Source organism: Stutzerimonas kirkiae, from assembly GCF_004327335.1.
In the GTDB taxonomy this organism is placed as follows: Bacteria; Pseudomonadota; Gammaproteobacteria; order Pseudomonadales; family Pseudomonadaceae; genus Stutzerimonas; species Stutzerimonas kirkiae.
In genome coordinates this window covers 1-11,285 of sequence record NZ_QJUO01000017.1, presented here as the reverse complement: position 1 = coordinate 11,285, position 11,285 = coordinate 1, and the positions used below count along the sequence as shown (strand labels likewise).

The following is an 11,285-nucleotide window of genomic DNA, read 5'->3' as shown; positions in this document are numbered from 1 at the left end:
ACTGTGGATATTGGCACATTGCCATCTTGGCTTTTGAAACCATGTTTATACTGTGATTCTTTGTCCGTAGGACATCGTACTGTCGCACCAGTCGATATCGCTGGCGGCCTGGGGTCTGGCAAAGCCATAGCCCTGTCCGAAATCGCAGCCTTCCTGCAACAGGAATGCCGCCTGCTCGGCGGTTTCGACACCTTCCGCGACCACGCACAGGCCGAGGTTGTGCGCCAGGCCGATGACCGAGCGGGTGATGGCCGCGTCCTCCTGGTCATCCGGCAGGCCGCTGATGAAGCCCTGGTCGATCTTCAGTTTGTGCACTTTCATGCTTTTCAGGCGCAGCAGCGAAGAGTAGCCCGTGCCGAAGTCGTCGATGGCCAGGCGTACGCCCAGGGCACGCAGTCTGGCGAGCAGGACACTGGCGGCATCGGGGTCTTCCATGACCGCGCTTTCGGTGATTTCCAGTTCCAGGTACCTGGGCTCAAGGCCGGTCCTGCGCAGGATACGGGCAATGTGCTGGTCCAGGTCGGCGTGACTGAAAAGCCGGCTGGAGATATTCACTGACACGAAACGCAGTACCTTTCCCTGCGACAGCCAGAGCTGCATCTGGCGGCAGGCTTCCTCGAGGACCCAGTGGTCGATGGCGCTGATCATGCCGCTTTCTTCGGCAATGGGGATAAAGGCCGCGGGAGGGATGAGCCCCTGCTCCGGGTGGAGCCAGCGCACCAGCGCCTCGAAACTGACGATCCGGCCATTGCTCAGGTCATAGATGCCCTGGTAGTGCACACGCAGTTGCTGCTGCTCCAGCGCCTGGCGCAACGAACTGGCAAGCTCCAGCCGTTGCTGGGCCTGGCTGGTCAGTTCCTGGGAGTAGAACGCGTAGGTGGAACGCCCGCTACCCTTGGCCTTGAACAGCGCGGAGTCGGCATTGCGCAGCAACTGTTCGACGTTCTGCACCTCTTCGGGATAAAGCACGATACCGATACTGGCGGTACTGAACAGTTCGTTGCCGGCCAGGTTGTAGGGGACGTTCAGGCTGTCGATCAGGCGTAGCGCCAGGGCGGCGGCCTGGTCGGCGCTACAGTCTTCGCAAAGCAGTGCGAACTCGTCGCCGCCGAGCCGTGCCAGGGTCATGTTTTCCTTTTGGTGGCCCTTGAGGCGCCTGGCCACTTCCTGTAGCAAGGCATCGCCCAGGCTGTGCCCGAGGCTTTCATTGATATCCTTGAAATGATCGAGGTCGATCAGCAACAGCGCGCCCTTGCGCCTGCCGCTGCGCGCACGTTCCAGGTCATGCTTGGCTCTTTCGCTGAACAGCAGCCTGTTCGGCAGGCTGACCAGTGGGTCGTAATGGGCCAGGTAGTCGAGTTCTTCACGTGATCGCTTGAGTGCCGAGAGGTCGGAAAATACGGCGATGTAATGGGTCACGACGCCCTGCTCGTCGACGATCCGGCGCAGATTCTGCCATTGAGGGTACACCTCGCCACTCTTGCGCCGGTTCCAGATTTCACCGCTCCAGGCGCCTTTCCCCTCCAGTGACTGCCACATTTCCCGGTAGAAATCCGAATCGTGCTTGCCCGAGGCGAACATTTTCGGCGTCTTGCCCAGCACTTCCTCGAGGCTGTAGCCGGTAATCAGGCTGAAGGCCGGATTGACATGGATGATGGTTTGTTTGGCATCCGTCACCAGCACCCCTTCCTGAGTACTGTCGACGACGGCGGCAGCCTGGCGTAGGCTGCTCTGGGAGGCCCTGTTGAACTGGTGCTGCAACGCCAGCCGGTTCAGGTAGCGCTGGCCGATGGCATAGAGCAGGGCCGTCGACAGCAACAGGAACAGCATGGCCCTGGCTACATACCAGTGAGGTTGGGAGCCTGCACTGGCCAGCCGTTCCAGCAAAGGGCCGCTGAAGACGAGCCAGAGCAGCGCGATCGCGAAATAACCCAGGCACAGCCATATGAGCCTGGTATTCAATTTTTTCAGATCCGACCGATCGCATTGCATCTTGCGATAGTTCCTGTGCAGCTAGGTGTGAATGGTACTGGTGAGCCTGCGGGGCGCGTAATTTTGCCCTGCCAGGATTTCCTTGTATTGCGCTACAGCAAGAAGCACGGACATTGTTCCGAGTCAGAAACGCTTCATCGTTGCAGTGACTCAGTCTGCGATGATAGTCGCTGCAGATAGTGATGCCCGCCGAGCTGGCGCATCTGCTGGCGTACCCAGGACGCTCTGCTCAGCACATGGCTGTCGGGCTTGCCGGCGCTCCAGCGGTGCGGGTTGGGCAGTACCGCTGCCAGTTGAGCGGCCTGTTGCTGCGACAGTTGGGCGGCCGTGATACCGAAATGATGTCTTGCCGCGGCCTCGGCGCCAAAGATTCCGTCTCCCCATTCGACACTGTTGAGGTAGACCTCGAGCGTTCTCTGCTTGGGCCAGAGCAGTTCTATCAGGGCCGTGAACCAGGCTTCAAGCCCTTTGCGCGGCCAACTGCGGCCCGACCAGAGGAACAGGTTCTTCGCTACCTGCTGGCTCAGGGTACTGGCGCCACGCAGGCTACCGCCCTGTTCATTGTGGGCCAGGGCGGCGCGTATGGCCGCAAGGTCGAAGCCCCAGTGCTCGGCGAACCTCTGGTCCTCCGCCGCGATGACCGCCATTTTCAGATCGTCCGGCAGTTCTGCCCAGGGGCGCCAGGTCCGCTCCAGGACCAGGCTGCCGCCCTCGCTCCAGGCGTTGAGCTTGCGCTCTATCATCAGGGCCGTGACCGGCGGGGGCAACCAGCGTAGAGCAAGCACCAGCAGGGCCGACCCCAGCATGAGAAAGATGATCAGTTTGGCTAGACGATGCAGCAAAGAGGGAAACATGTCACATGGCCGGAGCGGAAATGAGCGGGCATTATAGCGGTCACTCATTTCCGTGACCGGAGCTATCGAATGATTCGTGTATTTCTCATGCTGGCCGCTTTTTTCGGCTTCACCGGCGTCGCCCTGGGAGCCTTTGCCGCCCATGGCCTGAAGGGCCGCATAAGCAGCGAGTACCTGGCGGTTTTCCAGACTGGCGTACATTATCAGGTGATTCATGCGCTGGCGCTGATCGGTGTCGCCTTGCTGTTGCAGCGCGTCTCCGGGACACTGCTGAACGTCGCCGGATGGGCTTTCACACTGGGTGTCCTGCTGTTCTCCGGCAGCCTGTATGTACTGACCCTGACAGGCATCGGCAAGCTCGGCATCGTCACCCCGATTGGCGGGACGGCCTTTCTGGTGGGTTGGCTGTGCCTGTTCATCGCGGCCTGGCGGCAGGTTTGAGCGAGCGGCGTGCACGGTTGTCCTGCCCCTGCTTGTGACGGAGCCCGAACAGCCCCTAGAATGCCGGCCACTCTTCGCAACCGCAGCGATCGACATGAATATTCAATTGAATGGCGAGCCCTATTCTCTTGACCCCGGCCAGACCGTGGCTGACCTGCTGCAGAATCTGGGGCTGGTCGGCCGTCGCCTGGCCGTCGAGCTGAACGTCGATATCGTGCCGCGCAGCCAGCACGCCGTCACCGTTCTGCAGGAAGGTGATCAGGTCGAGATCGTGCATGCCATCGGTGGTGGCTGACATCGTTCTTGATTCGCCGCAGTGTTCTACCCACCGCAGCGCCATCCCGGTGCCTTTATGTTCTGACGAGGATCCTCCCATGTGCCCCGCTCCGCACGACAAGCCCTTGACCCTGGCTGGCCGCACCTACAACTCCCGTCTGCTGGTCGGTACGGGAAAGTACAAGGACATGGACGAGACACGTGCGGCCATCGAAGCCTCCGGTGCGGAAATCGTCACCGTTGCCGTGCGCCGCACCAACATCGGGCAGAACCCGGGCGAGCCGAACCTGCTGGATGTGATTTCCCCCGAACGCTACACAATCCTGCCGAACACTGCCGGCTGTTTCGATGCGCTCGAGGCCGTGCGTACCTGCCGGTTGGCCCGCGAACTGCTGGACGGCCATTCACTGGTGAAACTCGAGGTACTGGCGGACCAGAAGACCCTGTTCCCCAATGTCATCGAAACGCTCAAGGCGGCGGAAGTGCTGGTCAAGGATGGCTTCGATGTCATGGTCTACACCAGCGATGACCCGATCATCGCACGGCAACTGGCCGAGATCGGCTGTATCGCGGTGATGCCGCTGGCGGGGCTGATCGGCACCGGCCTGGGTATCTGCAACCCCTACAACCTGCGCATCATCCTGGAAGAGGCTAGCGTTCCGGTGCTGGTCGATGCTGGCGTGGGTACCGCCTCCGATGCAGCCATCGCCATGGAACTGGGGTGTGACGCGGTGCTGATGAACAGCGCCATCGCCCATGCCGGCCACCCGGTGCTGATGGCGAAGGCCATGAAATACGCCATCGAGGCCGGTCGCCTGGCCTACCTGGCGGGGCGGATGCCGAAAAAACTCTATGCCAGTGCTTCTTCGCCCCTGGAAGGGCTGATTCGCTGACAGGCGGTGCGCATCTGTCCCAGGGTGCGCACCGCGCTCTCTACTTCGTACAGGTGCCGTGATGACTGATGTGACCCCGGAGACAACCGAAGAGCCCGTTGCGCCGCGCATGCGCACCATCAAGAGCTTCGTCATGCGTGCCGGGCGCATGACCGAAGGCCAGCAGCGCGGGCTGGAACAGGGCTGGCCGCGTTTCGGCCTTTCACCGCAGCAGCCGCTCGACTTCGCACAGGCGTTCGGGCGCGATGCGGCGCGTACCTTCGAAATCGGTTTCGGCATGGGCCACTCCACACTGGAGATGGCGGCCGCCGCGCCCGAGCAGGATTTCGTTGGTGTCGAGGTGCACAAGCCGGGCGTCGGAGCCCTTCTCAGCGGTCTGCTGGCGCGTAACCTGGATAACGTCAGGGTCTATAGTTGCGATGCGCTGGAGGTGCTGCGTGACTGCATCGCCGATGGCAGCCTGGACCGTGTGCTGCTGTTCTTCCCCGACCCCTGGCACAAGAGCCGCCACCACAAGCGGCGCATCGTGCAGCCGGCGTTCGCCGAGTTGGTGCGGCAGAAGCTGAAGCCGGGTGGCGTGCTGCACATGGCCACCGACTGGCAGCCCTATGCCGAGCATATGCTGGAAGTCCTGAACCAGGCGCCCGGCTATCGCAACCTGGCCGAGGATGGCGGCTACGTGCCGCGCCCCGAAGAGCGTCCGGTAACCAAGTTCGAACGCCGCGGCGAGCGCCTTGGTCATGGTGTATGGGATCTGAAGTTCCAGCGAGTGGATTGAGCCTAGAAGGGCTTGACCACCACCAGGATGACGATCGCCAGTAGCAACAACACCGGGAATTCGTTGAACCAGCGATAGAAGACATGCCCACGCCGGTTCTCGCCGCGGGCGAAACGCTTGAGTTGTGCGCCACACATATGGTGGTAGCCAATCAGTACCAGTACCAGCGCCAGTTTCGCGTGCAGCCACCCGCCGCTGGCGAACAGGCCCGGGTTGATGCTGAGCATGCCGATGCCAAACGCCAGTGTCGCGATCATCGAGGGCAGCATGATGCCCCGGTACAGCTTGCGTTCCATCACGCAGAAGCGTTCGCGGCTGGGGGCATCCTCGCTCATGGCATGATAGACGAACAGGCGTGGCAGGTAGAACAGGCCGGCGAACCAGCAGACCATTGCAACGATGTGCAGGGCTTTCAACCATAGATAGAGCATCAGGCGTTTCCTGTTATTGGAGTGCCTCCGATATTAGGGATCGAGGGACGGTTCGTCATCCCGGCAGTTGGCCGGCGAGAGGCGTGGCTTTATCATCTAGCGCTTTCAGGCAGCATTATCGAGGGGATGTCATGGTCAAGGTCGGAATCGTCGGCGGCACGGGCTACACCGGAGTCGAGTTGTTGCGCCTGCTGGCACAACATCCCCTGGCCGAAGTGGCGGTGATCACTTCCCGTTCGGAAAACGGCCTCAAGGTCGAAGACCTGTACCCGAACTTGCGTGGCCATTATGGTGACCTGGCCTTCAGTGTTCCCGATACCGCCCTGCTGGGCTCCTGCGATGTGGTGTTCTTCGCCACGCCGCATGGTGTCGCGCATGGCCTGGCCGGCGAGTTGCTGGCGGCGGGAACCCGTGTGATCGACCTGTCTGCGGATTTCCGCCTGAAGGATGCCGACGAGTGGGCCAGATGGTACGGGCAACCGCATGGCGCGCCGCAACTGTTGCCTGAGGCCGTGTACGGCCTGCCGGAAGTCAATCGCGAACAGATCCGCGCGGCGCGTCTCGTCGCCGCGCCCGGTTGCTATCCGACCGCGACCCAGCTGGGTTTCCTGCCATTGCTGGAGAATGGCCTGGTGGACGATTCGCGGCTGATCGCCGACTGCAAGTCCGGTGTCAGCGGTGCCGGGCGCTCGGCGAAGATCGGTTCGCTGCTGACCGAGACCAGCGAGAGCATGATGGCTTATTCGGTCAAGGGGCACCGCCATCTGCCGGAAATCATCCAGGGCCTGGGATATGCGGCAGGGCATGCCGTGGGGTTGACCTTCGTGCCGCACCTGACGCCAATGATCCGTGGCATCCACGCCACGCTCTATGCCACGCTGCTGGATGCCTCCGTGGACCTGCAGGCGTTGTACGAGGCGCGTTACGCCAGCGAGCCTTTCGTCGATGTGATGCCGGCCGGCAGCCATCCGCAGACCCGCAGTGTGCGTGGCGCCAATGTGTGCCGGATCGCCGTGCATCGCCCGCAGGGCAGTGACCAGGTGGTGGTGCTTTCCGTTATCGACAATCTGGTCAAGGGGGCTTCGGGCCAGGCGCTGCAGAGCATGAACATCATGTTCGGCCTGGATGAGCGCACGGGCTTGAACAATGTTGCCCTCATGCCTTGAGCCGAGTGGCAATAGTTGATTTGTTTTGTCGGGTAAGCCGATAATGTTACGTCATTGCAAGTTAGGCGTTCGCGCCAGGAGAACCACATGAGTGTCGAGTCCTTCACGCCGACCGCGATCCAGTTCACGCTGGGGGCGGCAAGCAAGGTGAAGAACCTGGTCGAGGAAGAGGGCAATCCGCGGCTGAAACTCCGCGTCTTCGTCACGGGTGGCGGCTGCTCGGGTTTTCAGTACGGCTTCACTTTCGATGAAGACGTGGCCGACGATGACACCATCATAGAGCGCGAGGGCGTCAGCCTGATCGTCGACCCCATGAGCTACCAGTACCTGGCGGGTGCCGAGGTCGATTACCAGGAAGGCCTCGAAGGCTCTCGCTTCGTGATCAAGAATCCGAATGCGACCACGACCTGTGGTTGTGGGCAGTCCTTCTCGATCTAGGCTGCGTCAAGCGGGGTAGATCGCGCCGAGAATTCTCGGGCCTCGCGCCCCCGTCACGGCTGCCCGGTTGGCAGGAATACCTTCCAGGCAGCAGTGCGCGAGCCAGGCGAATGCCATGGCCTCGATCCAGTCGGGCGATATACCGATGGCTTGCGTGCTTTCGACCCTGCAACCTGGCAACAGGGCCTGCAGCCGCTGCATCAGTCGTCCGTTATGCGCACCGCCACCACAGACCCATAGCTGCTCTGTGTCTGGCTGACTCCGTTGCAGTGCGATGCTGATGCTGCGAGCTGTAAGTTCCAGCAGGGTGGCCTGGACATCCTGGGCGGGCAATGCCGGGTAACGCCCGAGGTGAGCCAGCAGCCATTGTAGATTGAATGTTTCCCTGCCCGTGCTCTTCGGTCCTCGAGTCGCGAAGAATGGATCTTCCAGGAGTGCCTCGAGCAATGCGCCATTGACCACGCCACTGGCGGCCCAGCGCCCATCCGCATCGTAATCCAGTTGTCGTGAATGCCTGATCCAGGCATCCATGAGGACGTTGCCGGGGCCTGTATCGAACCCGCCGGTATCCCTTTCGCAAGCGATCAGTGACAGGTTGGCGAACCCGCCGATATTGAGCACGGCACAAGCCTTGTCGCGTTTTCCCAGCAGTGCTTCATGGAAGGCGGGCACCAGGGGGGCGCCCTGGCCTCCCGCCGCCACGTCCCGGCGCCTGAAGTCGCCGACTACCGTGATGCCGGTCAGCTCGGCGAGTAGCGCTGGATTGCCGATCTGTAGGGTGAATCCCCGCCAGGGCTCATGCCTTATGGTCTGGCCATGGCTGCCGATGGCGCGGATATCGGATGCCGACTTGCCTGCTTGCCGGAGCAGGACCTCGATCGCCTCGGCGGCCAGTTCTACCCAGCGCTGCTCGGCGATGGCCGCCCTCGCCACTTCGTCGAACCCTGGGGAGCACAGCGCCAGGAGCACCTGGCGCAGCTCCGCGGGCATGGGGGTGTAATGGCTGGCGAGCAGGCGGGTCCGCGCTTCCTGCTCTATCAGCGCGACATCCAGCCCATCCAGGCTGGTGCCGGACATCACGCCGATATAGAGCGGCATGTGCTATTGCTTGTTGAGTGCCAGCATGGTGGATCTCTCTTTATCCATGCGGGCCAGCAGGGGTTTGCTTTGCAGGAGGAAGCGCTGTTTCTCGCTCTTGGCAATGGGGTCGGCCATCGCGGTCTTGATACTCAGGGGGTCGACGTGAACGCCATTGACCTGGAATTCGTAATGCAGGTGTGGCCCGGTGGAAAGGCCAGTGGTGCCGATGTAGCCGATGATCTGTCCCTGCTTGACCGTCGAGCCATTGCGAATGCCTTTGGCGAAGCCCTGCATGTGCGCGTACAGCGTGCGATAGCGCTGGCCATGCTGGATGACCACGGTATTGCCATAGCCGCCGCTGCGTCCCGCCAGAACGACCTTGCCGTCGCCTGCTGCCTTGATCGGCGTTCCGCGCGGCGCTGCATAGTCGACACCCTTGTGTGCCCGGATCTTGTTGAGGATCGGGTGCTTGCGGCCATTCGAGAAGCGCGAGCTGATACGCGCGAAATCGACCGGGGTGCGGATGAACGCCTTGCGCATGCTGTCGCCGTCGGCGGTGTAGTAACTGCTGACGCCTTGCGCGTTGGTATAGCGCACGGCGGTATGCGTCTTGCCCCGGTTGGTGAAGCGTGCAGCCAGGATATTGCCGGTGCCGACACGCTCGCCATCGACGGTTTTCTCTTCATAGATGACTTCGAATGAGTCGCCGGTACGGATGTCCATGGCGAAGTCGATGTCATAGCCGAAGATATTCGCCAGATCCATTGTCAGGTTATGGCTCAGGCCTGCCTGCTTGGCTGCCAGGAACAGGCTGCTCTCTATGCGCCCGGCGGCATAGCCGGAATCGATCTGCGGTTTTATCTGCTCTTTCTTGAAGACATACCCCTTGGATGTCCGCTCCAAGCGGATGCTTTCCAGCTTGCTCAGGCTGCTATGGAGGCTTTCCAGGGAGCCGTCTTCAGCCAGCTTGAACTCCAGTGTCTGGCCGACGCGCAGGCGTGTGAACTGCTTGGCTTCCTTCTGGCTGGCCAGCACATCATGGACGGTGGATGAGGGTAGGCCGACCTTGGTGAAGATCGTCGAAAGAGTATCGCCATTGGCGACGGTTATCGTATGTTCCCGCTTGTCTTGAGGCTCATCCGCAGGCTCGGTTACCGCGATGTCCGTGGCTGTCGAGTCGGGAGCGCTAATACTGGGGAAAGGCGATTCGGCTTTCGCGAGGTCGCTGCCGGCCTTCGCTTCTACGGCCTGGCTTTGCGGCTTCTCATCCTGCTGCTCGAGGCCGAGGTCGATGAAGGTTTTCCTGGCTTCTACTTCTCGGGAGGGAAACACCAGAAGCGCCAAGCTGAGCAGGGCCGCCACACCACTGGCCGCCAGAATATGGCTTTTGGGGTAGAGAGGGGCTGTGGTCTTGGAGTTCGTCATCAGAAAAAGACTGGCATTTTATGAGAAAATATCTGCCTAAAGTATAAGCAAAGTCGAAGCGAGGCAACCCTTTGGCTGCCTCTTCTGTCGGATGGCCTGCCGCAGGCTGTCTTGTAATTCATAGACGATATTGTAAGGTTGTCGACTTTTCGTTTTCGCCAAAATTGGTAGGGTCGATTCATGAGGTCAGTAGAAGAGCAGTTATCGGTCATCAAGCGTGGTGCTGATGAGGTGCTCGTGGAGTCCGAGCTGCGTACCAAGCTGGAGCGTGGGCAGCCGTTGCGAGTCAAGGCGGGTTTCGATCCTACTGCGCCGGACCTCCACCTGGGGCATACCGTCCTTATTAATAAGCTGCGCCAGTTGCAGGAGCTGGGGCATCAGGTCATCTTCCTGATCGGTGACTTCACCGGGATGATCGGTGACCCCAGTGGCAAGAGCGCCACCCGGCCTCCGCTGACGCGTGAGCAGGTTCTGGAGAATGCCGAGACATACAAGGCCCAGGTCTTCAAGATTCTCGACCCTGCCAAGACCGAGGTCGCGTTCAATTCGACCTGGATGGATGCTCTGACCCCTGCCGACTTCATTCGCCTGGCTTCGCAGTACACCGTGGCGCGAATGCTGGAGCGCGATGATTTTGACAAGCGCTACAGCTCCAACCAGCCTATCGCCATCCATGAGTTCCTCTATCCCCTGGTGCAAGGGTACGACTCTGTGGCATTGCGCGCCGATATCGAACTGGGTGGTACTGACCAGAAGTTCAACCTGCTGATGGGGCGTGAGTTGCAGCGTGCCTATGGACAGGAGTCGCAAAGTGTCGTGACCATGCCGTTGCTGGAAGGGTTGGACGGGGTCAAGAAGATGTCCAAGTCTCTTGGCAACTATGTGGGCATTCAGGAGGCGCCGGGCGTCATGTACGGAAAGCTGGTCTCCATACCTGACTCCCTGATGTGGCGTTATTTCGAATTGCTCAGCTTCCGCTCGCTGGAGGAAATCGCTCAGTTCAAGGCGGATGTCGAGCGGGGTGCCAATCCACGTGATATCAAGATAAAGCTGGCGGAAGAGATCGTCGCTCGTTTCCATGGCGAAGAAGCGGCGGCCAGTGCTCATCGCTCTGCTGGAAACAGAATGAAGGATGGTGAGTTGCCGGAAGACCTTCCGGAGGTATCGCTGCCGTCGTCGGAGGCGATGCCTATTTCGGCTGTGCTCAATCGTGCCGGGCTGGTGAAAAACGCTGCGGCCGCGAGGGATCTGCTGGCGGCCGGTAGTGTTCGTGTCGATGGAGAAGTCGTTGATCGTTCCTGTGTGCTTGCGCTCGGGGCTAGCCATGTGATCCAGGCCGGCAAGAAGGCTTTTGCGCGAATCTCCCTGGTTTCCGAATAAAATCGAAAACAGCGCTTGACGTGAGATTTGCCTGGCCTATAATGCGCACCACTTCCGGCGCGGTAGCGAAGGAAAACAGCTTTCAAATCAACAAGTTACATTAGGTTTGAGTGGTTTTCCGGTGTGCCGGG

12 protein-coding genes are annotated in these 11,285 nt (G+C 60.8%); 7 read left to right on the top strand and 5 right to left on the bottom strand.

Annotated elements, in window-relative coordinates:
* Nucleotides 1–45: 45 nt before the first annotated feature.
* Nucleotides 46–1,962 (bottom strand): phosphodiesterase DibA, encoded by a 1,917-nt coding sequence (gene dibA, locus DNJ95_RS10880; protein ID WP_131184751.1) that lies wholly within the window; start codon nt 1,960–1,962, stop codon nt 46–48.
* 164 nt (nt 1,963–2,126) lie between these two features.
* Entirely contained in the window at nt 2,127–2,846 is a 720-nt protein-coding gene (mtgA, locus tag DNJ95_RS10875) for a monofunctional biosynthetic peptidoglycan transglycosylase (protein ID WP_131184750.1), read from the bottom strand.
* 69 nt (nt 2,847–2,915) lie between these two features.
* Here mtgA and DNJ95_RS10870 point away from each other — a divergent pair, with 69 nt between their 5' ends.
* The 4 genes from DNJ95_RS10870 (at nt 2,916) to trmB (ending at nt 5,234) form a co-directional block, all read left to right on the top strand.
* Nucleotides 2,916–3,287: a DUF423 domain-containing protein gene (locus tag DNJ95_RS10870; RefSeq protein WP_131184749.1), complete on the top strand. Its 372-nt coding sequence runs from the start codon at nt 2,916–2,918 to the stop codon at nt 3,285–3,287.
* Between the two features lie 94 nt (nt 3,288–3,381).
* Nucleotides 3,382–3,582, top strand: a complete 201-nt coding sequence (thiS, locus tag DNJ95_RS10865) for a sulfur carrier protein ThiS (protein ID WP_131184748.1) — start codon at nt 3,382–3,384, stop codon at nt 3,580–3,582.
* Between the two features lie 79 nt (nt 3,583–3,661).
* Nucleotides 3,662–4,456, top strand: coding sequence for a thiazole synthase (locus DNJ95_RS10860; RefSeq protein ID WP_131184747.1), 795 nt, complete (start codon nt 3,662–3,664; stop codon nt 4,454–4,456).
* Between the two features lie 61 nt (nt 4,457–4,517).
* Nucleotides 4,518–5,234 (top strand): tRNA (guanosine(46)-N7)-methyltransferase TrmB, encoded by a 717-nt coding sequence (gene trmB / locus DNJ95_RS10855; RefSeq protein ID WP_131184746.1) that lies wholly within the window; start codon nt 4,518–4,520, stop codon nt 5,232–5,234.
* Between the two features lie 2 nt (nt 5,235–5,236).
* Here trmB and hemJ read toward each other — a convergent pair whose 3' ends face one another.
* Nucleotides 5,237–5,665: a protoporphyrinogen oxidase HemJ gene (gene hemJ / locus DNJ95_RS10850; protein WP_131184745.1), complete on the bottom strand. Its 429-nt coding sequence runs from the start codon at nt 5,663–5,665 to the stop codon at nt 5,237–5,239.
* Between the two features lie 131 nt (nt 5,666–5,796).
* Here hemJ and argC point away from each other — a divergent pair, with 131 nt between their 5' ends.
* The gene (argC, locus tag DNJ95_RS10845) at nt 5,797–6,831 is read left to right on the top strand and encodes an N-acetyl-gamma-glutamyl-phosphate reductase (protein ID WP_131184744.1); all 1,035 of its coding nucleotides are present in this window, start codon (nt 5,797–5,799) and stop codon (nt 6,829–6,831) included.
* A gap of 87 nt (nt 6,832–6,918) precedes the next feature.
* Nucleotides 6,919–7,269, top strand: coding sequence for an iron-sulfur cluster insertion protein ErpA (gene erpA / locus DNJ95_RS10840; protein WP_131184743.1), 351 nt, complete (start codon nt 6,919–6,921; stop codon nt 7,267–7,269).
* A gap of 6 nt (nt 7,270–7,275) precedes the next feature.
* Here erpA and DNJ95_RS10835 read toward each other — a convergent pair whose 3' ends face one another.
* Both DNJ95_RS10835 and DNJ95_RS10830 read right to left on the bottom strand, forming a co-directional pair.
* Nucleotides 7,276–8,367, bottom strand: coding sequence for an anhydro-N-acetylmuramic acid kinase (locus DNJ95_RS10835; RefSeq protein ID WP_131184742.1), 1,092 nt, complete (start codon nt 8,365–8,367; stop codon nt 7,276–7,278).
* Between the two features lie 3 nt (nt 8,368–8,370).
* Complete coding sequence (locus DNJ95_RS10830) at nt 8,371–9,774, bottom strand: peptidoglycan DD-metalloendopeptidase family protein (protein ID WP_131184741.1); 1,404 nt, start codon at nt 9,772–9,774, stop codon at nt 8,371–8,373.
* A 180-nt stretch (nt 9,775–9,954) separates the two neighbouring features.
* Between DNJ95_RS10830 and tyrS the strand changes: the two genes are divergently transcribed.
* The gene (tyrS, locus tag DNJ95_RS10825; RefSeq protein ID WP_131184740.1) at nt 9,955–11,154 is read left to right on the top strand and encodes a tyrosine--tRNA ligase; all 1,200 of its coding nucleotides are present in this window, start codon (nt 9,955–9,957) and stop codon (nt 11,152–11,154) included.
* Nucleotides 11,155–11,285: the final 131 nt, after the last annotated feature.

Bases quoted from the DNA above. Each gene is read 5' to 3' on its own strand.
- argC (WP_131184744.1), top strand. From the start codon at position 5,797: ATGGTCAAGGTCGGAATCGTCGGCGGCACGGGCTACACCGGAGTCGAG.
- mtgA (WP_131184750.1), bottom strand. From the start codon at position 2,846: ATGTTTCCCTCTTTGCTGCATCGTCTAGCCAAACTGATCATCTTTCTC.
- hemJ (WP_131184745.1), bottom strand. From the start codon at position 5,665: ATGCTCTATCTATGGTTGAAAGCCCTGCACATCGTTGCAATGGTCTGC.
- DNJ95_RS10860 (WP_131184747.1), top strand. From the start codon at position 3,662: ATGTGCCCCGCTCCGCACGACAAGCCCTTGACCCTGGCTGGCCGCACC.
- thiS (WP_131184748.1), top strand. From the start codon at position 3,382: ATGAATATTCAATTGAATGGCGAGCCCTATTCTCTTGACCCCGGCCAG.
- erpA (WP_131184743.1), top strand. From the start codon at position 6,919: ATGAGTGTCGAGTCCTTCACGCCGACCGCGATCCAGTTCACGCTGGGG.
- tyrS (WP_131184740.1), top strand. From the start codon at position 9,955: ATGAGGTCAGTAGAAGAGCAGTTATCGGTCATCAAGCGTGGTGCTGAT.
- DNJ95_RS10870 (WP_131184749.1), top strand. From the start codon at position 2,916: ATGATTCGTGTATTTCTCATGCTGGCCGCTTTTTTCGGCTTCACCGGC.
- DNJ95_RS10830 (WP_131184741.1), bottom strand. From the start codon at position 9,774: ATGACGAACTCCAAGACCACAGCCCCTCTCTACCCCAAAAGCCATATT.
- DNJ95_RS10835 (WP_131184742.1), bottom strand. From the start codon at position 8,367: ATGCCGCTCTATATCGGCGTGATGTCCGGCACCAGCCTGGATGGGCTG.
- trmB (WP_131184746.1), top strand. From the start codon at position 4,518: ATGACTGATGTGACCCCGGAGACAACCGAAGAGCCCGTTGCGCCGCGC.